Source organism: Weissella viridescens, from assembly GCF_014789145.1.
In the GTDB taxonomy this organism is placed as follows: Bacteria; Bacillota; Bacilli; order Lactobacillales; family Lactobacillaceae; genus Weissella; species Weissella viridescens.
In genome coordinates, this window is the sequence record NZ_CP061835.1 from 426,561 (window position 1) to 451,304 (window position 24,744).

24 protein-coding genes, 2 tRNA genes and 1 pseudogene are annotated in these 24,744 nt (G+C 42.8%); 24 read left to right on the plus strand and 3 right to left on the minus strand.

Annotated elements, in window-relative coordinates; translation table 11 throughout:
• Positions 1–203 precede the first annotated feature (203 nt).
• The 3 genes and pseudogenes from IE337_RS02055 to IE337_RS02070 all read left to right on the plus strand — a co-directional run bounded on the left by IE337_RS02055 (position 204) and on the right by IE337_RS02070 (position 2,844).
• The gene (locus tag IE337_RS02055; protein WP_191136617.1) at positions 204–956 is read left to right on the plus strand and encodes a hypothetical protein; all 753 of its coding nucleotides are present in this window, start codon (positions 204–206) and stop codon (positions 954–956) included.
• 3 nt (positions 957–959) lie between these two features.
• Positions 960–1,730, plus strand: a pseudogene (locus tag IE337_RS07870) (tyrosine-protein phosphatase).
• A gap of 232 nt (positions 1,731–1,962) precedes the next feature.
• Positions 1,963–2,844 carry a phosphate ABC transporter substrate-binding protein gene (locus tag IE337_RS02070; protein WP_112468523.1) on the plus strand — a complete coding sequence of 294 codons (882 nt, stop codon included), beginning with the start codon at positions 1,963–1,965 and terminating at the stop codon, positions 2,842–2,844.
• A gap of 35 nt (positions 2,845–2,879) precedes the next feature.
• Here the strand turns inward: IE337_RS02070 and IE337_RS02075 are convergent, their stop codons facing one another.
• Entirely contained in the window at positions 2,880–3,476 is a 597-nt protein-coding gene (locus tag IE337_RS02075; RefSeq protein ID WP_191136619.1) for a TetR/AcrR family transcriptional regulator, read from the minus strand.
• A gap of 120 nt (positions 3,477–3,596) precedes the next feature.
• Here IE337_RS02075 and IE337_RS02080 point away from each other — a divergent pair, with 120 nt between their 5' ends.
• The 3 genes from IE337_RS02080 (at position 3,597) to IE337_RS02090 (ending at position 7,760) form a co-directional block, all read left to right on the plus strand.
• The gene (locus IE337_RS02080) at positions 3,597–4,739 is read left to right on the plus strand and encodes a YhgE/Pip domain-containing protein (RefSeq protein ID WP_191136620.1); all 1,143 of its coding nucleotides are present in this window, start codon (positions 3,597–3,599) and stop codon (positions 4,737–4,739) included.
• Between the two features lie 123 nt (positions 4,740–4,862).
• Positions 4,863–6,275 carry a C69 family dipeptidase gene (locus tag IE337_RS02085; protein WP_191136621.1) on the plus strand — a complete coding sequence of 471 codons (1,413 nt, stop codon included), beginning with the start codon at positions 4,863–4,865 and terminating at the stop codon, positions 6,273–6,275.
• 183 nt (positions 6,276–6,458) lie between these two features.
• Entirely contained in the window at positions 6,459–7,760 is a 1,302-nt protein-coding gene (locus IE337_RS02090; protein ID WP_227067385.1) for a 2-hydroxycarboxylate transporter family protein, read from the plus strand.
• Between the two features lie 195 nt (positions 7,761–7,955).
• On the opposite strand, the gene IE337_RS02095 is transcribed toward IE337_RS02090, so the two are convergent.
• Positions 7,956–9,161: an ammonium transporter gene (locus IE337_RS02095; protein WP_191136622.1), complete on the minus strand. Its 1,206-nt coding sequence runs from the start codon at positions 9,159–9,161 to the stop codon at positions 7,956–7,958.
• 141 nt (positions 9,162–9,302) lie between these two features.
• Here IE337_RS02095 and IE337_RS02100 point away from each other — a divergent pair, with 141 nt between their 5' ends.
• The 3 genes from IE337_RS02100 (at position 9,303) to ndk (ending at position 11,361) form a co-directional block, all read left to right on the plus strand.
• Positions 9,303–9,848 (plus strand): RBBP9/YdeN family alpha/beta hydrolase, encoded by a 546-nt coding sequence (locus IE337_RS02100; RefSeq protein ID WP_191136623.1) that lies wholly within the window; start codon positions 9,303–9,305, stop codon positions 9,846–9,848.
• Positions 9,836–10,840 carry a YdcF family protein gene (locus IE337_RS02105; protein WP_191136624.1) on the plus strand — a complete coding sequence of 335 codons (1,005 nt, stop codon included), beginning with the start codon at positions 9,836–9,838 and terminating at the stop codon, positions 10,838–10,840. The genes IE337_RS02100 and IE337_RS02105 overlap by 13 nt, the downstream gene beginning before the upstream one ends.
• A gap of 95 nt (positions 10,841–10,935) precedes the next feature.
• A complete protein-coding gene (ndk, locus tag IE337_RS02110; RefSeq protein WP_057745725.1) occupies positions 10,936–11,361 on the plus strand; it encodes a nucleoside-diphosphate kinase in 426 nt (141 codons plus the stop codon).
• A 55-nt stretch (positions 11,362–11,416) separates the two neighbouring features.
• Here ndk and IE337_RS02115 read toward each other — a convergent pair whose 3' ends face one another.
• Complete coding sequence (locus IE337_RS02115; RefSeq protein WP_057745727.1) at positions 11,417–11,824, minus strand: Hsp20/alpha crystallin family protein; 408 nt, start codon at positions 11,822–11,824, stop codon at positions 11,417–11,419.
• Positions 11,825–12,048: 224 nt separating this feature from the next.
• Here IE337_RS02115 and IE337_RS02120 point away from each other — a divergent pair, with 224 nt between their 5' ends.
• The 15 genes from IE337_RS02120 to IE337_RS02190 all read left to right on the plus strand — a co-directional run bounded on the left by IE337_RS02120 (position 12,049) and on the right by IE337_RS02190 (position 24,744).
• Complete coding sequence (locus IE337_RS02120) at positions 12,049–13,284, plus strand: DUF2075 domain-containing protein (RefSeq protein ID WP_191136625.1); 1,236 nt, start codon at positions 12,049–12,051, stop codon at positions 13,282–13,284.
• Complete coding sequence (locus IE337_RS02125; protein ID WP_191136626.1) at positions 13,265–14,401, plus strand: isochorismate synthase; 1,137 nt, start codon at positions 13,265–13,267, stop codon at positions 14,399–14,401. Before IE337_RS02120 ends, IE337_RS02125 begins: the two co-directional genes overlap by 20 nt.
• Entirely contained in the window at positions 14,391–16,070 is a 1,680-nt protein-coding gene (gene menD / locus IE337_RS02130) for a 2-succinyl-5-enolpyruvyl-6-hydroxy-3-cyclohexene-1-carboxylic-acid synthase (protein WP_191136627.1), read from the plus strand. Before IE337_RS02125 ends, menD begins: the two co-directional genes overlap by 11 nt.
• Positions 16,057–16,851 (plus strand): 2-succinyl-6-hydroxy-2,4-cyclohexadiene-1-carboxylate synthase, encoded by a 795-nt coding sequence (gene menH, locus IE337_RS02135; protein WP_191136628.1) that lies wholly within the window; start codon positions 16,057–16,059, stop codon positions 16,849–16,851. The genes menD and menH overlap by 14 nt, the downstream gene beginning before the upstream one ends.
• A 64-nt stretch (positions 16,852–16,915) precedes the next feature.
• Positions 16,916–16,988, plus strand: a tRNA-Lys gene (locus IE337_RS02140).
• Positions 16,989–17,023: 35 nt separating this feature from the next.
• Positions 17,024–17,097 (plus strand) — tRNA-Ile (locus tag IE337_RS02145).
• Between the two features lie 140 nt (positions 17,098–17,237).
• Positions 17,238–17,450 (plus strand): hypothetical protein, encoded by a 213-nt coding sequence (locus IE337_RS02150; RefSeq protein ID WP_191136629.1) that lies wholly within the window; start codon positions 17,238–17,240, stop codon positions 17,448–17,450.
• A gap of 52 nt (positions 17,451–17,502) precedes the next feature.
• Positions 17,503–18,618: an enolase C-terminal domain-like protein gene (locus IE337_RS02155; protein ID WP_191136630.1), complete on the plus strand. Its 1,116-nt coding sequence runs from the start codon at positions 17,503–17,505 to the stop codon at positions 18,616–18,618.
• A 60-nt stretch (positions 18,619–18,678) separates the two neighbouring features.
• Positions 18,679–19,767 carry a M24 family metallopeptidase gene (locus tag IE337_RS02160; protein ID WP_191136631.1) on the plus strand — a complete coding sequence of 363 codons (1,089 nt, stop codon included), beginning with the start codon at positions 18,679–18,681 and terminating at the stop codon, positions 19,765–19,767.
• 1 nt (position 19,768) lies between these two features.
• Entirely contained in the window at positions 19,769–20,221 is a 453-nt protein-coding gene (locus IE337_RS02165) for a phosphoesterase (protein ID WP_191136632.1), read from the plus strand.
• Positions 20,222–20,295: 74 nt separating this feature from the next.
• Positions 20,296–21,675 (plus strand): bifunctional metallophosphatase/5'-nucleotidase, encoded by a 1,380-nt coding sequence (locus IE337_RS02170; protein WP_191136633.1) that lies wholly within the window; start codon positions 20,296–20,298, stop codon positions 21,673–21,675.
• Between the two features lie 11 nt (positions 21,676–21,686).
• Entirely contained in the window at positions 21,687–22,292 is a 606-nt protein-coding gene (locus tag IE337_RS02175; protein WP_057745758.1) for a YutD family protein, read from the plus strand.
• Entirely contained in the window at positions 22,292–23,065 is a 774-nt protein-coding gene (locus IE337_RS02180) for a TIGR01457 family HAD-type hydrolase (RefSeq protein WP_057745761.1), read from the plus strand. The genes IE337_RS02175 and IE337_RS02180 overlap by 1 nt, the downstream gene beginning before the upstream one ends.
• Positions 23,066–23,094: 29 nt before the next feature.
• Entirely contained in the window at positions 23,095–23,622 is a 528-nt protein-coding gene (locus IE337_RS02185) for a GNAT family N-acetyltransferase (RefSeq protein ID WP_191136634.1), read from the plus strand.
• A 249-nt stretch (positions 23,623–23,871) separates the two neighbouring features.
• Complete coding sequence (locus IE337_RS02190; RefSeq protein ID WP_191136635.1) at positions 23,872–24,744, plus strand: phosphate ABC transporter substrate-binding protein PstS family protein; 873 nt, start codon at positions 23,872–23,874, stop codon at positions 24,742–24,744.

Below are 24,744 nucleotides of genomic sequence, written 5' to 3' on the forward strand. Positions count from 1 at the left end.
CTTTACTTTTTGGGATTTAATTTAGATTCACTCTAACTTAAATGAAACTTAAATCCGTTAAAAGTCGTCTGCAACACTGTTAATCTTGTATTGAAATCGTCAACATTATAGGGAAAACGCTAAAAAGTGGGGATGTTTTTATGGTCAATTTAACCCAATATCACGTATGATATAGGTAACAAATTTGTTTATGGGAGGCGCATATGCCAAAAGATAAATATTCATTAGCAAACCGAACAATTGAAGGGCTAGTAAAATTACCCATGGTCCGCGTGAATCGCAAAAATTTCTTGAAAACCCAATTTAAAGATGACGAGAATTTGAAAGGGATTATTAAGAATGGACCCCAAGCCTACTACTCAGCAAATGAATTGCGGGATATGGCGGATATTTTAATTAAAGATAATGTAACGAAGGCGGCGTCTGCTTCAGTATTGGCCGGTCTACCCAGCAATCCACTAATTATGCTCGGTACGGGGGCCGCAGATATTGCGCAATATTTTGGGTTAGCGCTACGCATGGCCCAACAGTTAGCTTATCTCTTTGGTGAAGATGATTTGTTCAATCCGAAAAGTCATTTGAATGAGGTTGAACGGGGCCGCTTGCTTGGGTTGCTAGGGGGCATGTTTGGTGTTTCCGGAGCCGCTTCATTAATTTATTTAGGATCACAGAAGATGGCTGAACCACTTGGAACAAAGATTGCCGGTAAAGCTATGCTTGAAGGGGTCAAACATCCAATGATGAAAAAGGTGGGAAGCTCTGTAGGACACCGAATTAGTCACCAAACGCTTGGTCAAACAGTGACTAAAGCTGTGCCGCTGGTCGGCGGGGTTACATCAGGCGTTATTACATATGTTACCTTTAAGCCGATGGGCCAACGTTTGGCCAATTTATTAGCCGATAATTTAGCTGCGCAACAGACTCAAACAGAAACGGGTGATCAATCGAGGGGATGAAAAATGAATGCAGATACTTTAGATATTGTGAACCTTCGAGATATTGGTGGTAAAACTGGGCAAGTTGGGACATTGAGGTCGGGTGTTTTTTATCGCAGTGCACAACTGGATCAACTCAGTCATGCGCAAGTCAACGTGTTGCAGCAAGATACGCGCATTCATCACATTTATGATTTTAGAAGTGATGCTGAAATTGCAGCTAATCCGGATGTCACCATACCTGGCGCCAACTACAACCACATCGATATTCTAGGTGCAGGTAGTGGAGCGCCAAGTTTTGAAATGATGCTAAAGAATGCGGCAAATAGTTTTGAGTTCATGATGTAAACTTATTCAGACCTCGTCTTAGATGCCAATGCACACGTACGCTATCGCGAGTTTTTCATGGACATTTTAAATGACGGTCAACCGCTTATTTTCCATTGTTTTGCTGGAAAAGATCGTACTGGGTTTGCTGCTGCAGTTATTTTGAAAATGGCAGGTATTGATAATCAACAAATCATAGATGATTATTTACTCACGAATGAAATGCGTAAACATGCGAATCAGCAGACCATGCAAGCCATCCAGTCGCAATTGTATGTTGATGAACGTGAATTAACTGGATTACGGACGTTACTTGAGGTTGATGCACGTTACCTAGAACATGCAGCAGATGTCATACTTGTAAAATTTGGTAGTTTTGAAAACTATTTGGCAAAGGGGTTAGCTTTGCCAGATGACTATGTCGAACAATTTCAGGATAAGTATGTGGAATCGTTAAATTCATTTTGAGAAAAACACTAAGTTAACGTGCAATTTAGTGTTTTTTTGCTTTGTAAATGATTTGTTTACGTGTTATTTACACAAAACCCACGAAACTTACCGTGCTTGTACATTGGTTCGCTATACTAGGTTTTGTTGAAAGGGATTGAAACTTCTAATACATGCTACTACTACTACTACTATGAACAATTCTTTATGACTTCAATCGCTTTCAACATTAATTTTAAAAGGAGATACTTTCATGAAAAGTACATTAATTAAAACAACCCTTGGTGTTAGCGTTTTGGCTGCAGCAACACTACTCGGTGGTGCCACTGTGGCCAATGCTGATAGTAAAGTGATGGCAGTTGGTTCAACTGCTTTGCAACCATTGGCCCAAGAGGCTGGTGAAAAGTTTGGCGAAAAGAACAGTGGTGTCAGCGTCAACGTGCAAGGTGGTGGTTCAGGTGCTGGTCTTAGCCAAGTTGGTAAGGGATCAATTGATGTCGGGAATTCTGATATCTTTGCTTCACAAAAGAAGGGTGTTGATGCTTCAAAGCTTCAAGATCACCAAGTTGCTGCAGTTGGAATTGCGCCAGTTGTCAACAAGGATGTTTCAGTTAAGAACTTGTCATCAAAGCAATTAAAAGAAATCTTCACCGGTAAAATTACGAACTGGAAGGAAGTTGGCGGTAAGGACGAAAAGATTGTCCTTGTTAACCGTGCCCAAGGTTCTGGAACACGCTTTACCTTCGAACAAAATGTCTTGGACGGTAAGTCAGCAAAGACTTCACAGGAACAAGATGATAATGGCGCCGTACAAAAGATTGTCGGACAAACACCAGGGGCAATTTCATACTTGGCCTTCTCATATACGCAAGGGAACGCCGCAAGTAAGATTAAGACGATCAGTGTTGATAAGGTCAAGCCAACCGACAAGAATGTAGCTGATAATAAGTGGAAGATCTGGGCTTATGAGCATATGTACACCACTAAGAACCCAAGCAAGGATACAAAGAAGTATATTGACTTCGTTAAGTCAGATGACATGAAGAAGACCACTAAGAAGCTTGGTTACATTCCAATGTCAGATATGAAGGTTCAAAAAGACGATCAGAACAAAGTTACAAAATTAGATAAGTAAAACAAAAGCTCAGGCACTAAGTGGCCTGAGCTTTTTTATGGATTTAATTCGTTGAGTGTTGTTGCTACACCTTTAATCGTCAGCTCATCAAGGAGTTGTGCGAGTTCATCTGGAGTATTCGTAGGCGTTTTTAGCCATTGACGTACAATACCGAAAGCAGCTGAAGCCGCGTAATGACCAATGAATTCTGCTTTCTGGGTCACAGATGGTGGAAGTTGATACAACGTTTTAAAACCTAATTGGGTTAACTGATAAATTTGATCATATAGCTTATTCTCAAACGTTAAATCCCCATTGGCGCCTAACATCGCATTTACAAATGGGGCGTGTTGCATGAATATGTGCAGTAATGCAAGCCGATAGGCAGCAAAATTGGCCGTGTCAATTTTAGTGTTATCAGATTTATTGATGTAGCGGTTAAAGGCCGCGGTCATTTCATCAAAAATTTCAGTTTCGGCCTGGTTCAATAAATCATATTTGTCCTCAAAATGGCGATAAAAGGTTGCTCGATGAACTTTCGCTTGCTCAACAATATCGGTGACGCTGATTTGGCTAAGGTCTTGTTGATCGAGGAGTTGAATGCAGGCATTTAACAAATTCTGGCGGGTCTTTTGAACTTTTTGACTAGGCATAAGATTTCCTTTTTAAAATGCGACACTTTGTCGTGTTTTGTATCTCGTTTTTTGTTTAAACGCATTATACAATAAATGAGGTTAGTAAAGCGACAGCGTGTCGAAAAAAGGAGCAGGCTTATGTTCAAAAATAAATTTTATATTTTTTCTCTAATTGTTGGATTAGTTTTAGCACTTATTTTGGTTGTTGCCCAATTTCCAACCGCACGACCGGTTGCGAAGAATATTCCAATAGCGATGGTTAACGAGGATCAAGGACCGATGGGACAAAAAGTTGCAAAGCAACTTACTGACATTACGAAGTTAGGCACCGGGAGTCAAGCGACGACTATTAAATGGACGACAAAGCCAACTGAGCAGTCGATTAAGCGGGCGATGGATCAGGAAAAATACTATGGGGCGATTATTATTCCAAAGAATTTTTCACAAAACATGCAGATGGTTTCGAAAACTGGACAACCAGTTAAAGTAAGGGTGCTGATTAATCAAGCTAAGAACGCCACGTTGGCTAATAATGTGCAGGTGATGTTAACGGGTATGGTTTCGAAAATGAGTGCCGGGATGGGGCAGATGATGTTACAACAACTGCAAAAAAATGAAGTGCCGCTTCAAGCAGTTAATACTGAGAGTCTTACCAATCCAGTGGTCACTAAAGTTGATGTACGGCATAGTGTCAAAGAGAAAAATTCAGCAAGTAGTGCCTACTTTCAACCGTTATGGATGGCAAGCTTGTTTGCAACATTCTTAGTATTCACAGCTGGCAAAACCATTAAAGTTGAGCGGCAACGTCAGCTTTGGCAGTTACGTTTAGGTCAAATTGGTTTTCTAACGGGAACGGCTGCAATTGTTGGCTTAGCAACCACTTGGTTGGTCACTTATATTTTAAGCTATACGTATGATGATTTTTGGAAAATGGCTTGCTTTAGCATGATTGCTGCAGCAGCGTTCATGTTTATCATGTTTGGTTTGGAAATGTGGTTGGGATTTGCTGCGCTGCCAGTTATTGCGTTGTTGATGCTCTTCTCGGCACCATTGATGCAGCTTGCGCCCGAGATGATTCCGGCAGTCTATCACGACTGGTTATTGCCATGGCTACCAATTCGCTTCCTGCTGGATGGTGCTAAGAGTATTGTGTATTATCAAGGTGACCTATTTAATATCAATACATTCAAATTGATTAGCGTTGGTGTCGTTGGACTACTTTTAATCTTATTATCAATCAGCAAAGACTGGTGGCAAGTAAAGCATCACTTTGAAAAATAAATAAAATAACGAACGATTGAAAAGAAATTTCATTTTCAATCGTTCTTTTTGTTAGTTGGTCCAATGCTAAAAAAGGACTATACTAATATTAGAAATAATTTAAATCAAAGGATGGTAAGGAAGATGACAGATAGAATTCATGGCTCATGTACAACTGTATTAGTTGGAAAGAATGCTTCAATTGATGGGTCGACCTTGATTGCGCGTAACGACGATGGTCACGAGGCGCTTGATCCACAACGATTTACCGTGGTGAATCCCGAACAACAGCCACAACACTATACATCGGTACTGAGTCAAGTATCTGTTGACTTACCAGATAATCCCATGCGGTATACCTCAATGCCGAATGCAGTCTTAACGGATGGGGTTTGGCCTGCGGCGGGGATTAACGCCGAAAATATTGCGATGACCGCCACTGAAACGATTACTACTAATCCACGCATCCAAGCGATTGATCCATTTGTGGATGGTGGTATTGGTGAGGAAGATATTGTGACCTTAGTTTTGCCTTACATTCACTCTGCTCGTGAAGGCGTTGAACGATTGGGGCAATTGCTTGAAACATATGGTACTTATGAACCAAATGGCATTGCATTCTCGGATGGAGATGAAGTTTGGTGGTTAGAGACCATTGGTGGACACCACTGGGCGGCTGTCCGAATACCGGATGATGCCTATGTTGTTGCAGCTAATCGGATGAGTATCGATAATTTTGATTTTAGTGCCATTGATACTTTGGCATCTGCTGATTTAAAAGCACTTATTGATGATAATCATTTAAATCCTGATTTTTCTGGATATAATTTGCGTCATATTTTTGGCTCAGCATCAGTTAAGGATACGGTCTATAACAATCCACGTGTTTGGTATGGTCAACAGTATTTGACACCAGATGCAAGTGGTCAGCCACAGGACCAAGATTTACCATTTATTATGCATGCCGATCGTAAGATTAGTGTTGAAGATGTTAAGTTTATTTTGAGTGCCCACTATGAAAATACGAAGTATGATCCATATGGAAACAGAAGTGAGAGTGATCGCAAGCTATTCCGTTCGATTGGGTTGAACCGTAATCATAACGTCCACATTTTGCAAATTCGTAATGGGGTACCTGATGCGATTGCAGGTGTGCACTGGTTAGCTTTTGGTGCGAATACCTTTAATACGGTAGTACCATTCTATGCGAATGTCTCTGACACACCGGCGGCTTTCCGAGATGCAACGGCAACCTTTGATTTGACTAACATGTACTGGTTGAGCTGTACTACGGCTTTGTTGGGTGATACGAATTATGACCTTTACGTTGATTTGCGTAACACGTATGAGCTAGAGGCGATGTCAGCTTACCGACGGATTCAACGACAAGCTGATGCTCAGGTTCAATCCGACCAAGCAACGGCAACGGGAGACATTTTAACGCAGGCGAACCAAGCTCTTGCAGATGAAGCTTTGCAGCGGCAAACCAAGTTACTAGGTGAAATGGTGACGCTTGGATCGGCCAATATGACATTACGTTACAATTTAAACGATTAATGAAAAAGCTAGGACTGGATAAAACAGTCTTAGCTTTTTTTTGAAGCGCCTTTTAAATATTTCAAAAAACAAAACAAATAAGCATGTTTTTTGAAAAAATAAAAAAATATGCTTGTAATTTGTGAAATAAATCCTATACTTAAAGGTGTTAAGAAATTATTGGTTAGGAAAGGGTATCAAATCATGAATAATGTTAAATCAGTTATGTCTAAGCTTGATGCTATCAAAATTGATGGTATTGGTTTAGTTGCATATGCGATTATGGCAATCTTGTTAGTCATTATTGTTAACATGGGCGTCTTACCTGACAATATGTTAGGTGCTATCTTTGTCCTCGTTTTGATGGGGGATATTTTCTATTACTTGGGGGCTAACCTACCGGTCTTTAAGACGTATCTCGGTGGTGGGGCTGTCTTTACGATGTTTGCAGCTGCAATCTTAGCGACAACGGGTATTGTGCCAGCGAGTGTTGTTAAGACGGCTGGAAGTTTTACGAGTGATATGGGGTTCATTGACTTCTTCATTGTTTCACTAATCACAAGTTCAATTTTGGCGATGGATCGAAAGATGTTGCTTAAGGCAGCGGTTCGTTTCATCCCGGTTGCCTTCTTATCAATGGCTGTTTGTTGGTTTGTTGTTGGAACTGTTGGTATGTTGATGGGTAACGGGTTCGTTCACTCAGTTATGTACGTTGCTTTCCCAATTATGGCCGGTGGTGTTGGTGCTGGTATCGTGCCATTGTCAAGTATTTACGCTCACGGCCTTGGTGGCTCAGCTGGAACTTATCTATCACAATTGTTCCCAGCCACAGTGCTTGGTAACGTTGTTGCCATCATCGCTGCTGGTGTTATCTCAAAGACCATGGTTAACAGCAAGTGGAATGGTCACGGTAAGATGATGCGTGATGAAAATGATGCGCAAGCAGGAGAAAAGAAGAAGTTAGACTTCAGCAACATGAAGCAACTTGGTGTTGGTTTAATCATGGCGATGTCATTCTACATGATTGGAACTGGCTTGAATGCTGTATTTCCAAAAATCAACACATACGCTTTCATTATCTTAACGGTTATTGTCGTTAAAGCACTTGGTATTCTACCAGAATACTATGAAAATTCAGCAGTATTGTTTGGACAAACAGTCACCACAAACATGACCCACGCACTTTTGGCTGGTGTTGGTTTGTCACTCTTGAACTTGAGCGTGCTTGCGCACTCATTGAATCTAACATTTGTTGTGCTTGTTTTGATTAGTGTGGCCACGATTGGTTTGGCTGCCGGAATTATCGGTTACTGGTTTGGCTTGTATCCAATTGAATCAGCGATTACGGCCGGATTCTGTAACAACAGTATGGGTGGTGCCGGAAACGTTGCCGTCCTTGCTGCGTCAGATCGGATGAACTTGATTGGATTTGCGCAAATGGGAAATCGTCTTGGTGGTGCCATCATGTTGGTTATCGCTGGTTTCTACATTTCATTCTTCCATTAGTTATATGCCAAAAAACATAAAACCTATGCGTTCTTCAAAGGACGCATGGGTTTTTTATTTTGGTTTGATAATTAATTTTTTTTACGTTTAATTGACTTGCTGAAAGGCGGGGGTGTCAACGATATAACCGCTGACCATAATGATTGGACAAAAAAACTAATCACAACAGCGTGTGATTAGTTTGACAGAGTCCTTTTAGTTGTTGAAATCGAAACTTGATTCGGCGTGTTCGACGATATCGCGTGAATCAGTTGCGTTTGGATCGACGCGAAGCGGCATAAAATATCCGATCAATTTAATAATAATGAAAGTGCCGATAGCAGCCCAGATAATCGCAATGGTGATTCCAGCAAGTTGGGTGCCCATAATGCCGATGTTTCCGTGGATTAATCCTTCGGTACCAGATAATCCTTTATCAGCAAAAATCCCGGTGAAGAGTCCTCCAAGAATGCCACCAAGACCATGTGCGCCAAATGCATCAAGGGCATCATCGTAACCAAAGTGGTGTTTGAGGCCATTAATGGCGAAGAATAAGATTGGGGTGCCAATCAAGATTGTGATGAAGGTTGCATTACTTTTAATGAGGCCTGCACCCGGCGTAATCAATACTAATCCCGTTAAGGCGCCAGTAAAACTACCTGAAAGTGAAATTGTTTTATTTTTGAGATAGTCAAGCAAGTTCCATAGGGTAAAGCCAAGGGCACCAGCTAAGATGGTATTTAAGAGTGCTTGGATGGCAGCTTCGTTAATCGCTAGTGCTGAACCGGCATTAAAACCAAACCAGCCGAGCCATAGGAGCGCAGCACCAGCAACGACAGCGGGAACGTTTTTTACGGTTGGTGGTAACATGTCTTTACGATGTCCAATCACAATTGCTAAGACGAGAGCTGAGACGCCAGATGAGATGTGGACGACATCACCACCAGCAAAGTCGAGGACGCCAAGTTTTTGAATTAAACCACCACCCCAAACCATGTGGGCCAGTGGAACATAAACAACTAGCATCCAAATGATGGTGAAAAGACCAAATGCTTTGAAATTGATACGATCAACGACGGCGCCAGCAATAATACCAATTGTAATAAGAGGGAACATCCCTTGGAAAATGGCAAAGACTGCATCGGGAATCGTTAAGTCATGTGTACTTTGAGTAAGAGATACGTTAGCAAAGGCAAAGTCTTTCAAATTACCGATGAAAGCCCCATTACCATTAAAAGCTAGGCTGTAACCAAAGAGATACCAAATGACAGTTCCAAAGCCTAGTGGCAAAATAACCATCATCATTGTGTTTAGCATGCTTTTTGACCGCGTAAGTCCCCCGTAAAAGAGTGACAAACCAGCGGTCATAATCCATACTAGAAGGGCGGAGAAAAGCACAAAGACTGTGTCAACGGGGTTCATATAGCGATTCCTTCTTTCTTTTTTTAACTATACCAATTAGTATAGGCGTAAAAATTGAGAAGTGAAAAAATATGTTAGAAAAACTCACACGGACATTTTTTAGATTGAAAACAATATATAAGGTATGAAAAGAGGTGCATTATGAATTACTATATCGTTCCTGGTTATGGTGCGAATGCAGATTCGGATTGGTTCGAATGGCTGGACCAATATATTGTAAAGCACCAGGGTGGTCGTGTTAAGCGGTTGTCCTTGCCGGAGAAAGATGACTTGAATATGGATGCCTGGACAACATATTTAAGTGAAATCATTGATCCGAATCAGGAGAATTGTTTGATTGGGCATAGTTTAGGGGTTTTGCGGATTTTAACCTATTTAGCTGAGACTAATGGGGCACCCGTATCTGTACTGTTGGTAAGTGGTTTTAATCAGGAGTTGTCTGCGTTTCCAGAGCTGAACCAAATTGTGCCGCACGAGTTGAACGAAATGGGGATTCGAGCACGCATTGCGCAAGGAGTTATGGTGACTGCGCAAGATGATCCAATTGTGTCATGGCAAATATCGTTTGATTTGGCAACGGCATTACAAATTGATTGTTTAGTCCGTCCAACGGGTGGTCATTTTTTGAGACGACGAGCTCCGATTTTGGGTGAAGTCTTAGCGGGGATGCAACAATGGCGTACTTGATAATGGGGTTGCTGTTTATTTTGATTGGCTTGTACCTAAGTTTCCGGACGCGACGAATTCGTCTTTTGAATGGTGTAGGGGTTACGATGCTCGTGTTGGTGGTGGCTGGCATAGTGACTGAATTAAGTTATGGAAACGTGTGGATGCATCGAGTTTGGGTGTTTGGATTGAGTCTATTCGGTATCCTAGTCGGTTTAGCTGGCATATGGATTGGTTGGCAACTTGTTCAAACGGCATGGCTGACACGACGAAATCATCGTTATCGCTTAGTGAATGCGACGATTCTGATTGTGCTGGTCATATGTTGTCTATTCACGGGGCTAATCATTCAGCTGTGGTTAACTCCAGAGCCAAGGTTACAACTAATCGTTATCTTGCTTGGCTTTATAAGTGGGTACTTCATATTTTGGTGGTTTGCTTACGGCATCGGTTTTCTGATTTATAGGCACCAAAATCAAACATCGGTTAAATCAGCTTATGTTCTAGTGTTGGGTGCGGGTTTGAATTATGGTAATCAAGTATCGTTAAGTTTACAGGCCCGTTTAGATCAAGCACTACTTGTTGCAAAACAACTGGACCAACCTTGGTTGATTTTGTCAGGGGGTAAGGGTGGTGATGAAACGATTTCAGAAGCTGAGGCGATGGCGACCTATTGTGAAGAAAAAGGATATCCACGTTCGGCTTTGGTGTTGGAAACAGCTTCAACGAGTACCGCTGAAAATATGATGTTTACGAAGGCTTGGTTAATCCAACATGGCTTAAACCCAACTGCGGGCGTATTTGTTACAAGTGATTACCATACCTACCGTGCGGCACTGTTGGCGCAAAAAATTGGCGTTACGACGCATAGTGTTGGTGCTAAAACAGCGCCAAAAGCCTTTTGGCATGCGTATTTTCGTGAGTATTGTGCCATAATGTTTCAATACCGTTGGAGACATGCAATGGCGTTGGTTGTAGGGCTAGGCTTCGTGTTCTATATTTTTGTTAATTAAATCACAATTAGCTGTGTACACGGCTGTTCAGACGGGTATAATATGAAACGAAGTAAAATTCGTTGGGTGATATATAGAGAAAGTAGGTGCAGAAGATGGAAACGCAACAAACGTTGATTTTAGTTAAACCTGATGGCGTAAGCCAAGGACACATTGGTGAGATTATTTCACGAATCGAACACAAGGGCTATCGTATTGATGCTTTAAAGGTGACACAAGCTACGGATGAATTGTTAGCTGAGCACTATGCCGATAAGGTGAATAAGCCATACTATCCTGACATGAAATCTTACATGCAAGAAGGTCCGATTGTCGCAATTGTCGCCAGTGGCGTTGAAATTATTTCGGTTTTCCGACGTATGGCAGGGGCTACTAACCCTTCTGAAGCTGCTTTTGGCACAATTCGTGGTGATTTTGGGCGAGAATATGCGGATGACAAGTTACGTAATGTTGTGCACAGTTCTGACAGTCCTGAAGCGGCCCAACGCGAAATGAAGATTTGGTTTGGCAACGACATTTAAATCTATGAAGACACAAAAAAAGCAGTACGTTTAGCGTACTGCTTTTTTATTTCAATTAGTTAATTGAAATCTTGTGATCTTCTTCTTGCACCTTTGGAAGAGTGATGTTCAAAACACCATCTTCAGTCGTTGCTGAAATTTGTGATTCGTCAACACCTGGTAGGTTCAAGCTACGGTGTGCTGTTCCTTCTTGACGTTCACTCAACAAAACGTGGTTATCTTCATCAGAATGATCTTCAAAATGATCGTACTTTGCGTCGATATTCAAAACTCCATCACGGTAGTTCAAGTTAATATCGTCTTTGTTAACACCAGGTACATTTACATGAACAGTGTACTTGTCATCAGACTCAGTCACATCAGCGTTCAATACAGATGGTGTTGATGCCTCGTTAAACAATCCACGTGAAACCTGATCGATAAAGTGATTCAAATCGTTATATGTGCGTACTTCGTTAGCCATGGTAAAATACCTCTCTTTATAATTTATTTTTATTTTTGGTTGTTGTAAGTCGGGCTTTGTTTTGCCAACCCCTTGCTTACATTTACTATAGTAGCACCTTTAAAAATAAATACAAGGGTTTTTGCGAAAAAATTAGCACTTTCTTCGTTAGAGTGCTAATTTAAGATTTGCTTGCTTTTTGAAAGGGGCATTCTATCAACGTTGCCACGGTGTATAATGAATTTATGGAAAATTCAACGATAAAAAAATTTAATGTTAAAAATTTGACACAAGACCAGGAAATGCAGTTAGCTGGAATTGAAAAATTTATTCAGAAACAGTTAGTAGCTACTGATAATCAGCCAGCTGTCGCGGTTATTAATGGGAAGGCCGGAACGGGAAAGAGCGTTGTGCTGACGGAACTCTTTAAACGTCTCCAAAATAGTGCTCGTCAAAATGTTGGACCATATCAAGGAACTCACAATATTTTTACAGTTAATCATCCTGAATTATTGAAGGTCTATCAAGAATTAGCTAGTACGGAACCTAATTTACGCAAGAAAGATTATCAACGACCAACGAGCATCATTAATGCGGCTCATAAAAATGGGACAAAGTATGATGTCGTTTTGGTCGATGAAGGTCATTTACTACTATCTAAAAGTGAACCCTACATTAAATTCTACCAAGACAATCAATTGACCGAATTAATGAAGATCGCGAAAGTTGTCGTAGTTGTCTTCGATTTTGAACAAGTGATGCAATCAAAAGCTTACTGGAGTCATGCGCTTTTAGATGAAGTGACAGCGCATGCGAAACGTCAAGATTTCGATTTGGATTTACAATATCGTGTTCAGGCTAATCCGGCCATCTTAAACTGGCTTGATGCTTTTGGTAAAGGTGAGCTTTTGCCATTACCAGATGACTTGGGTGACTATGATTTACGTATTTTTGATCGTGCAGCAGATATGTTTGACGTAATCAAAAAACGCGACCATGAAGTTGGCCTTTCACGTATGGTTGCAACGAGTGGCTTTAAGCGCTTACCAAATGGTCAACATCATGTTTATATGGATGATTTTGATTTACCGTGGGATGAGTACGACCCACAAAAAACGCCTTGGGCGGAGCGACCCGAATCGATTAATCAGGTAGGATCCATTTATACCATTCAAGGGTTTGATTTGAATTATGCTGGTGTGATATTGGGCCCGCCGTTCGAGTACGATGCGTCAACCAATCATATGGTAGTTAACACTGCGGACGTGACCCACCGTGAAATTTATAAAAAAACACCCAGATTGACGGATCCGGCAGCGATTGCCAAAATGCAAGCCGATGTCATGTACCATGCTGCCAGTATTTTAGTGACCCGGGGCGTTAAAGGGTTATACCTCACGGCTGCAGATGATGGCTTGCGTCAGGCTTTACTAACCTTACAAATAGAGTGGGAGCAACGAAATGCAAAAATGGATGACTGAATTTAGTGAAAATGAACATGCAGTTTATTTTGCATCAGCAGATAAAGCGACCCGGTTGGTTGGCTTTGGGTGCCAGACTGAGATAAGTGGTTGGACTGATCAACGTGACCTGAATGCGTGGGTGCAACAACAACGTACTGCAGTTTTTGGTGGCTTTAATTTTGATGCTGATCAAGAGTTGCCCGGTATAATGGGGGGCTATTTTTTTACCCCAAATCAAGTGATTGATTTAAATGAAGTTAGCGACTGGGGAACGACGGTAGTTAGTACGCCTAAGCACCCCTTACAGCTGCTGACGGAAACCAATGAAGTTGATTGGACAACACGTATGCAACCAGTTTTAGAAACGATGCAAACTGATGGCACTAAACAAAAGGTTGTTTTGGGCATGCAAACGACGTTGGATTTTGATGCGTCAATTGATATTGCGCAATTATTGGAAAGCCTTGTGGCACAGCAGCCTAATAGCTACCATTTTGTGATGAAAAGTGGTGAGACAATCTTTGTGTCTGCGACACCTGAACGGATTGTAAAGTTAGCGGGAAACCAGTTTGAAACTGCAGCAGTTGCGGGATCAATTCGGCGGGGTGATGATGAACAAGCTGATGCGGTGTTAGCAGATGCTTTATGGCATGATCAGAAAAATCGCGAAGAACATCAAATTGTGGTTAATATGTTGGTCAAGCAGCTTGCTGATATCAGCAAGCTAACATATGCCGAAACGCCTCAGATGTTAAAAACGCCCCAAATCCAACACTTGTATACGCCAATCCAAGGTCAATTAAATGCGGAAACGCCATTGTTTGCTTTGGTTGAACGCCTTCATCCGACGCCAGCACTCGGCGGGTGGCCCAGAGATTGGGCGAAAAAAGTCATTGAGGATTATGAGCGGGCCCCACGTGGGCTGTTTGCAGCGCCATTGGGCTATTATTTACCTAACGGTATGGGAGAATTTATTGTTGGTATTCGTTCGATGTTGGTTGAGGCTAATCAAGCGCAATTATTTGCAGGAGCGGGGGTATTAGCGGAATCAGACTTAGCGCAAGAAGCACAAGAAATACAGTTGAAGATGACGCCGATGCGAGAATTATTAGAGGACCAAATGGATGCAAAATGACTTAACACTAAATCTAAAACATTTTATTCAAAGTTTGTATGCCCAAGGGGTACGGCATGTCGTGATTTCACCAGGTTCAAGAACGACACCAGTGGCATTGTTGTGGGCTGAATTTGCGGCAACCGTCCAAACAGATATGCAAATACACATGGCGGTTGATGAGCGTGATGCCGGATTTTTGGGACTGGGCATTGCTAAGACCCAACAAGTACCGGTCGCGTTACTGGCAACTTCGGGAACGGCGACGGTTAATTATGCACCAGCGATTGCAGAAGCAGCAGTTTCGCATGTTCCTTTAATTGCAGTGACAACCGATCGACCGGAAGAATTGCAAGGAATCGGTGCGCCGCAAACGCTTGATCAACAAGCGTTGTTTGGTACGCATGTAAAAAAGGCGATGACGGTGACGATGCAGTCGACCACACCTGATACAACTGAATATATCGATTATGCAGTTCAAGATGCCGTGCATTTGGCGGGTCAACAGCCAGCTGGACCGATTCAAATTAATTTACCACTGCGTAAACCGTTGATGCCAGAGTTAGATACGGTTTGGCCAAATGTGGAAACGGTGCAATATGCTGAGACGGAAACGGTGCTTGAAGTACCAGAAAGTCTGCGTACGCAATTTGCAGAAGCCGTGATGTTTTTAGCCGGGCCAGCCGAATCAACGACTTATCAAAAGCAGTTGCAAGCTGTGGCGGAACGACATGCGTTGCCCATTTTGGCAGATGTCCTAGGACAAGTTCGGCCAAATGCAAACGCCATTACGGGGATTGATGCGCTGATTGAAAGTGGGTGCGTTAAAGCGTACCCGACACCGCGCCTGATTGTACGATTTGGTGGAACGCCTGTATCGGCTAAAGTATTGCAATGGATTAAGGCAGAGAATATTCCGGTTGTTCAAGTTGGTAAGAGTTTTGTTGGTCGCGACCATAGTCGCGTTGCCCGCTATCAACTAGATGTGACCGAAACAGCTTTTTTGATGGCGTTTGATCAAGCGGTAGCGCCGCAAATGCCCGGCTTTTTGGAACAATGGCAAACGAGTCGAGAGGTTGTTGCACAGACTGTTGCCCGCCAGCCTTTGAGTGATGTGGGTGTCGTGAAAACGATGGCATGCTTGCCAGCTGAGACGCAATTGTTCATTGCCAATTCAATGGCCATTCGTGATTATGATAATTACTGGCAGCCACAACATGCCGTTACGGCTTGGGCTAATCGCGGAGCTAACGGTATTGATGGAACAGTTGCAACAGCAACGGGGATGGCGTTAGGGCATGCAAATAATTGGCTAGCCATTGGTGACCTGGCTTTGTTCCATGATATGAATGGCTTAATGTTGGCAAAGCAAGCGCAGGTTAATTTAAATGTGCTGGTTATTAATAATGATGGCGGTGGTATTTTCTCATTCTTGCCCCAAGCGCAGGCGCAAGATTATTTTGAAACCTTGTTTGGGACGCCGCAAGCCTTATCCGTTGAGAAAATTGCAGCGCTTTATGATGCACCATATACACAAATCACTGACTTAGCACAATTAGACGTGCTCGTTCAAACACCAGCAAATGGGTTACACTTCATTGAAGTTATCACGGATCGTTCTGAAAACGTGGCGCAACACCAAACGATATTGGCAGAATTAGCTGGAGGAACGATAGATGCCAACGATTGAGATTGAAGGTTATCCATATGCTTACACTATCGAAGGAGCCGGAACGCCAGTATGGGTCTTTTTGCACGGATTCTTAGGGAGTCAGGCGGATTTTGCGTCAATTAAGCCGCAAGGTACGCGTATTTATCTGGATTTGCTTGGGCTGGGCGTTGATAAACCAACAGTTGCTGATGCGCATCGGTTTGTAGCGGAAACGCAGGTTGCTGAATTACATCACTTACTCACTGCGCTTAAGTTAAAAGACATCAGACTAGTGGGTTATTCAATGGGCGCACGTTTGGCCCTGGCGTATGCGCTGACATATCCTGACGCGTTAGCGCAGGTGATTTTGGAAAGTGGGACACCAGGTTTAGCGGATGCTCAGGACCGACATAATCGACGAACGGCAGATGAGGCCAAGGCTGAGCGCATTGAACGTTCGGGAATGGTGGATTTCGTAACCGAATGGGAGCAACTGCCGATGTTTGCTAGTCAACAGGCTTTACCAGAAGCACAACAAGCCTTTATGCATCGACAACGGGTCGAACAGAATCCGAATAACGTAGCGGCATCGTTGCGAGGATTTGGGACGGGAGCGATGCCTAGTTATTGGTCAAGTTTGGAGAATTTAAGCGTACCGGTTGTTTTGATTAATGGGGCATTGGATACGAAGTTCTTGGGCATTACTGAACGCATGCAACAACAATTGCAACGTAGTCGAGCCCTTATCGTACCAGGGGTGGGACACAATGTTCACTTTGAAGCACCTGAGCAGTACACAACGACGCTAAATCAGCTGTAATCCAACTATACAAATAAATTGAATTCATGTATAATCAAATGTGGTCTTTTTATCAGACGCATTTGTCTCCATAGCTCAGTTGGTAGAGCAAGGGACTTTTAATCCTTGGGTCCACGGTTCGAGTCCGTGTGGGGACATTGTTTAATCACACGATTAAATGCATTGCTGTTAGGTTCCTTTAGCTCAGTTGGTTAGAGCAGACGGCTCATAACCGTCCGGTCGTCGGTTCGAGTCCGACAGGGAACATCATCGGTCAAAACTAAAAACCGTTGTTTAGCTTTATGAGGCCAAACGACGGTTTTTATGTGAATATGACGGTTAAATTATACAACGGAAGGGCTGATTACTTGCGCTTGGGCGCAAATCGAATCAGATGGAAAAAACGCATGAAACAAAAAATTGATGTAATGCTACCGATTGTCGTTTTGGTATTAATTGTGGCGTCAATGATTTATCCACAACCTTGGTTAATGATTCTCTCAACTGCTGCGTTGTCAGGATACCTTTTGTACGACTGGTATAAAACGCGGAACAAGTGGATGCTAATCGCTGCATTGGCCTTCGTAGGTATGCTTGTTTTACGCCTCTGGCTTAATTAATATAGCAAAAGCACCTGTTGTTCAGGTGCTTTTTTGCTAGAAGGAGCTTACAATGCAAATTACTCAAATTCGGGCGATCCCCTTTGCGTTATCGCTCAAACAATCTTTTAAAACGGCACATGATACGACCCAGCTACGCGAACTAACTTTACTTGAGATTACCCTAAGCAATGGGTGCGTCGGCTATGGTGAAATTCAAAGTTTTCTGAATACGGCTTACGCACCGGAAACGCAGATGGATTCCCGACAGATGCTGGGCAATTTAGCGGCTGGTTTGAAAAGTCTACAGTGGCAGCATCCGCATGCCGTGGCTGCATATTTGGCGGGACAAACTCAGTTGACGTTTGTACGTGCAGCTATGGAAATGGCATGCTGGGATGCTTATGGTAAAACGGTAGGGAAGTCATTAGCGACGTTGCTAGGTGCCCAACATCGCTTTGTACCTGTCGGTAAAGCGGTTGGGATTCAGGCAGATGTAGCGGCTACTTACACTGAAATTGAAAAGGTTGCACAAGCGGGCTACCGGAGAGTGAAGTTAAAGGCAACCGCCTTAGATCAATTACCAAATTTGCAGGCAGTGCAACGCCAATTTCCACAAATGGTCTTTTCAATCGACCTTAATAATGCTTTACCTGATACTTTGAAAAGTGTTGATTGTCTAGAGACACTTAAAGCGCAGGGCATTACCTTAGTCGAAGAACCGTTAGTTGGATCGCCGTGGCAGCGGTATGCAGAATTACTGGCCACTGGTAGGGTACCAAGGATTAGTTTAGATGAATCAATTAATAGCGTCGGCGATGTTAGTTCTGCACTTCGACAACACGCTGCTGATGCTTTTACGCTGAAACAAGGTAAATTAGGTGGGATTACCGCCACGCAAAGGGCGATTACGGAAATTAATCAGGCGGGGCAATTACCTTGGATTGGGGGAATGTTGAGTTCAGGCTTAGGCCGGTTTGTTGATGTGACTTTAGCAGCAACTTTACCGAACCCAATTTTCCCGGCTGATATTGCAGCGACGCAAGATGGCCTGGAACTTGATGTGATTTATGAACCGATCCAATTGACAGAGGGACGAGTAGAGGTACCTCAGAAACCGGGCGTTGGCATTACGGTGAATTGGACTGCTGTTAAAAAATTACAAACGGATGTTGCGCAAATCTATTAAAACCATTCGAGTGGAAGTTTGGTATAATCGAAACAAATAGATTGAAGATGGAGGCGGGTTATGGAAACGAGAATTGCAAATGTGCGCAAAGTATTTGAACCCTTAAAAGTTGATGGCATTTTAGTCACAAATGGGTTTAACATGGAATATCTAACAGGCTTTACTGGTGGCATGGGGGACGGTCTCGTTCTAGTTGGTAAAGATAAGATTGCCTTAATCACGGACGACCGTTATGAAGATGAATATCGTGAAAAATTAGCTGATACGTCAATTGAATTATTGGTTACACGTAATTACTGGGGCGTTGCCATGGCAGCTGCTAAGCGTTTTAAGATTGAACGACTTGGCTTTGAGGACTCAATTATGTTTAGAGACTTTGACTATTTAGATGAAAACTTCGATGGTGTGGACATTGTCCCAATTCCATCACTATTTGAGACAATTCGTGAAGTTAAAGAACCAGATGAAGTCATTCGAATTCGTCGTGCAGCAGAAGTTGCGGTAGCTGGGTTTAATGCCTTTTTGCCTCAACTTCATGTTGGCATGACAGAACGTGAAGTGGCTAATCTCTTGGACCGTGTCATGAAGGAGCATGGGGCTGACAAGCCGTCCTTTGATACGATTGTGGCCTCTGGTGCTCGGGCGGCATTACCACATGGTACTTATACTGATAAGGTCATTGAGGCTGGCGAATTAGTAACGATTGACTTTGGCTACTATGTAGATGGCTATACATCAGATGTCACACGGACGATTGCCTTTGGGCAACCAGATGAAGAGATGGCTAAGGTCTATGATACTGTCAAGGCAGCACATGATGCAGCGATTGATGCCTTACAGATTGGTCGTCCAGTGAGTGAAGTTGATCAAGCAGCGCGTTCAGTGATTGATGACGCTGGTTATGCAGATAATTTCACGCATTCTACTGGGCACGGTATTGGACTTGATATTCATGAGGGGCCAATTGTGTCAAAGTTGGCAGATGCGAGTGATACTGTTCGTGACAATATGATTTTGACGATTGAACCAGGCATTTACCTATCAAATGTTGGTGGCGTACGTATTGAAGACGACATTTTGATTCAAACCGTCGGGAACGAAAACCTAACCCAAGGTATTCCAACTGAATTGATTGTGATTGATAAGTAACATGGCATTAAAATATTTTGAATTTTATCGCGGCAATTTAGCAGCGGGATTTGAAACCATTGCAGGGAAACGAATGACTGATCATGCATTTATTGTCACTCGCCACAATGATGATCATTTACCCCAATTAGATATTGCGGATGATAGCGTTGATTTTTCAAGAAAACGTCAGCAGATTATTCAACATGATTTTAAATTACGCCGGTTTGAAAATGACTGGCAAGATGTTGGATTCCAGTGGGATAATATCGAGCGGCGTTTAGCTGAACTAACTGCTGATTGGCAAGCAGAGTATCGTCAAATTAAAGCTGGTCCGACGGATGAGTGGGGATTGCGCACGTTTGATGAGGCGACGCAGGTAGAACAACAATTTGTCGGCGCAAATGCTTATCCAGATAATTTTACGACTTTTGTGAATTGGTTAACCGGATTTTCGCAAGGCAAAATAAGATGATGGTGTGCTTAAGCGGGGACGGCAAGGACCCGCTTTTTGCGTATAAATAGATAGAATAGAGATGAGGCGTCATAATGGTCAGTGAAGAATTAATGTTGCTACATACAAATGATATCCACTCGCATTTGGAGAATTGGCCAAAAGTTCGCCATTTCATCCAAAGTCAACAAAACCAAGCACGACGGCAAGGACACCAAACGTTTGTTTTTGATATTGGAGATGCGATTGACCGGCAACATGCCTTAACTGAAGCAACTCTGGGACAAGCTAATGTCAAATTGATGAATGAGATTGGTTATACCGCTGCGACAGTCGGTAATAATGAAATGTTAGGCTTAGACCACGAGGCGCTAAATCATTTGTATGATGAAGCGAATTACCCGATTTTGGTGTCGAATATTCTAGATGCTTCGACGCATCAACGTCCGGAATGGGCGGATGACTATAAGATTGTTACAACGAAGGCTGGTCAAAAAATTGCGTTATTTGGTCTGACGGCACCTTTTGAACGGACCCTACCATTATTGGGTTGGGAACCCGTCGATATTGATGTAACCTTAGAACGATTATTACCAGAGCTACAAGCGCAAGCGGATACGATCATTTTGTTGTCGCATTTAGGTTTACCAACTGATCGTGAGTTAGCTGACCGTTATCCGGCGCTTGATTTGATTATGGGAGCGCATACGCATCATGTCTTGCCTGATGGCGAATGGCACGGTGATACGTTGGTTGCAGCGGCAGGACGCTATGGGAGCCATGTCGGGACTGTGCAGATGACGCTAGAAAATGGTAAAATGACCTCAGCCCATGCTAAGGCATGGCCGACTGAAACAATGCCTGAATTACCTGAGGATGCTGAAGAAAAAGAACACTATGCTAAATTGGGAAACCAAAAATTAACCCAGCGGGTTATTGCGGATATGCCGACAATATATTCGCGAAAGTTAACCGACGAACATCGCCTGATTGATTTGGGACTAACAAGTCTGCAAAATTTTTATGAGTCGGATGTGGCTGTTTTATCTTCGGGGATGTTTCTAACCGATTTGCCAGTAGGCCCAGTGACCCAAAAGGATTTACATGACTGCTTGCCACATGCAGTTCACCCAATGCTAACCAAGTTAACGGGGCATGAACTGCAACGGTTGCTATTGGAAATTCAAAAAAATCGAAACTTTTTATTGAGTTATCAAGTTAAAGGCATGGGATTTCGCGGTCACCAAGCCTTTGGTGAGATGGTCTGGGCGGGTATTGCCCAAGATGCTGATGGGAACTGGTGGGTGAATCATCGTCCATTGGACCCATATCAAACCTATACCATTGCTGGTTTAGACCACTACCTATTTATTCCGTTTTTTCCGACAATTGAAATCGCCGGCATCAACCAAATGAATTATGATGTGCTGCTACGTGAAGTCGTGGCAGCGACGTTAACCAAAAAATTTAATTAACTGGAGACACTATGAATCGTGAACGAATGAAGGAATTGGCCGAGAGCCAATTTGCAGAGCGCCAAACGGCGACAACGATTGTTGCTGGTTCGCAGCCGAATACGTTGAATATCAACGGACGTGGCTATGAACTCGTTAAAAATTATCGTGATGCTTATGATGAAGCCATGTTAGCTGCGCGGTTTAGCACCTTTTTAGAAAAATATGATTACTTGGTCGGTGACATCGCTTCGGGACAATTGCGTTTGCGTGGCTTTTATGAGCAAGGTACCCCTGGGATTGCCCGAAATCAACAGATTAATTCGCTAGAAGATTACTTGTTTGAAGATATTAATTTTGGGGCACCTTACTTTGTGTTACACAATTTGGAACCACATCAAGTGGAAGAAAAAGAAGATGAACCAAAGGCACGGAAGAGTCGTCATCGTCACCGTAATCATGGCAAAAAAGATAACGGCAAGGCCGAAATTGATGAAAAGAAGAAACCAGTGGCAAAAAAGCCAGGGCCGAAGCCGAAAAAAAGTGAAGTTAAGGTAAAAGGTAAGTCAAATCGTCGCCATTTTGAAGTGCGTGAGCGTAAAAATGACAAACCAGATGCGAAAGGAAACCAGTCATAATGACACATTATCGAACATATTTGATTGACCTAGATGGCACAATTTATCAAGGTAAAACGCAATTCCCTTCTGGAAAACGTTTCATTGACCGTTTAAAGGCTTCAAATAGCGACTATATGTTTGTGACAAATAACTCGACTAAAAATCCGGCGGAAGTAGCGGCGAATTTGACGGAGAATCATGATATCGCAACGACGGCTGATCAAGTGTATACCAGTGCTATGGCCACGGCCGATTATTTAGTTGAAAAGCAATTTAAGCAGGTTCTGGTTATTGGCGAAGCTGGATTGCGGGAAGCCATTCAAGCCAATGGCATCGACATTGTGGATAAACAGCCAGCCGATGCAGTTGTGGTTGGGTTAGACCGACAAATTAACTACGAGAAGTTAACCGAGGCAACCTTAGCGATTCAAGCGGGAGCTACTTTTATTGCAACCAATGTGGATACAAATTTGCCGAATGAACGTGGTATGTTGCCTGGAGCAGGGACAATCGTTGCTGCCGTTCAGACAGCGACCCAGACTGAACCCATCGTCATCGGTAAGCCTTCGGTGATTATTATGGAGCAAGCGTTGAAGCGAGCTGAACGTACTGCAGATGAAGTGGTGATGGTTGGCGACAATTATAATACGGATATCTTAGCGGGCATTCATGCTGATATTGATACATTGCTAGTTTATAGTGGTGTTTCAAAACCAGATGATGTCCATGAACAATCAGTCCAACCCACCCATGAAGTTGATACTTTAGATGATTGGTCAATTGAGGATTAAGCTGTTCCAATTTTAGATGGAGGTGGCAGATGAAAAATATTATCGTCCGGCCAATTGAACATGATGATTTACCGGAAATGTGGGCGGTGGCATTTGGTCCAAGCGCAGATTTAAAGTGGATGGAGCTGAATGGTCCATATTTTAATGATCCAGTTTGGACGTGGCCCCAATTCGAACAACGTTTTAGTGAAAAGTTTGTTGGTGTGCCCACGGCGGCTGTCGTCTGTTTAAATGATCGCCCAATCGGGATGCTAAGTGGTTATTTTGAAGATGGGTCTTTAGGAAAATGGCTGGAAGCGGGGATTGTTATTTATGATGCAACTCTTTGGGGTCAGGGAATTGGCACAGCGGTATTTCGACCATGGTTGGAACACTTGCTGACTGTTTATCCTGAGCTACCGCATGTTGGCTTTACAACGTGGTCAGGCAATCTTGGCATGATGCGATTAGGTGAACGCAGTGGTATGCAATTAGAAGGACGCATTCGTAAAGTCCGCTATTGGCAAGGCGAATATTATGATTCAATCAAGTACGGCCTATTACGTACCGAAATCTAAATAAAAAGGTGATCAACGACGAACGTTGATCACCTTTTTTTAAATATTAAAATTATGCAATTTCTCAAATTTACGTGGACGTGAAAATACTGAAACAGGTATAATGACAGTTGCTGTGTAAACGGCTAAACCGAAGGATGGCTTAAAAAAGACAATTGTAACGTTATTCTTTACATTACTGAGATGATTCTTTTACATCCATTCGTGATAATACTAGTAGTAGCATTAGAATATTAGGAGGCGTTCGTTATGAAACGCAGTTGGATTGTTGGAACGGCCCTTGTTGCCGTGGCCGCAGGTCTTTTGTCGTGGGGTTATGCAACCCGAGAGCAAAATAGTGGTGTGAACATCAATGCAGTTGGTTCCACTGCCCTACAGCCATTAGTTGAAGCCGCTGGTGAAGATTATGCAAATAACCATAAAGGTGTGTTTGTGAATGTTCAAGGTGGTGGAACGGGAACTGGGTTAGCTCAGGTACAAACTGGAGCCGTTGATTTAGGAAACTCTGATATGTTCGCTGAGGAAAAAAGCGGCATTGATGCCAAAAAGCTGGTTGACCATAAGGTCGCCGTTGTTGGGATTGCCCCAATGATTAATAAGCAGGCTGGTGTGGATAAATTAACTAAAGCACAATTAACAGGAATTTTTACAGGTAAAATTAAAAACTGGCAGGAGGTTGGTGGGAAGAATCTACCAATCGTGATTGTCAATCGTGTTGAAGGTTCTGGAACACGTGCAACCTTTGAAAAGTGGGGGCTTGATGGCGCCACATCTGTGGATGCACAAGAACAAGATTCATCAGGAATGGCCCGTTCAGTTGTTTCATCTACGCCAGGTGCTGTTTCATATGCAGCCTTCGCCTACCTAGATAAAACAATTACTGTGCCAACTTTGGACGGGGTTATGGCTGACAAGAAGAACGTGCAAGATGGTAGTTGGCCAATTTGGTCATACGAGCACATCTACACAAAGGGTCAACCAAAGCCAGATGTGCAAGCCTTCCTGGATTCAATTATGACAAAGCATATTCAAAGCACTTTGGTACCACAACTTGGGTACATCTCAATTCATGATATGAAAATTCAACGTGATATGAATGGTCATATCACACCAGCTAAGTAA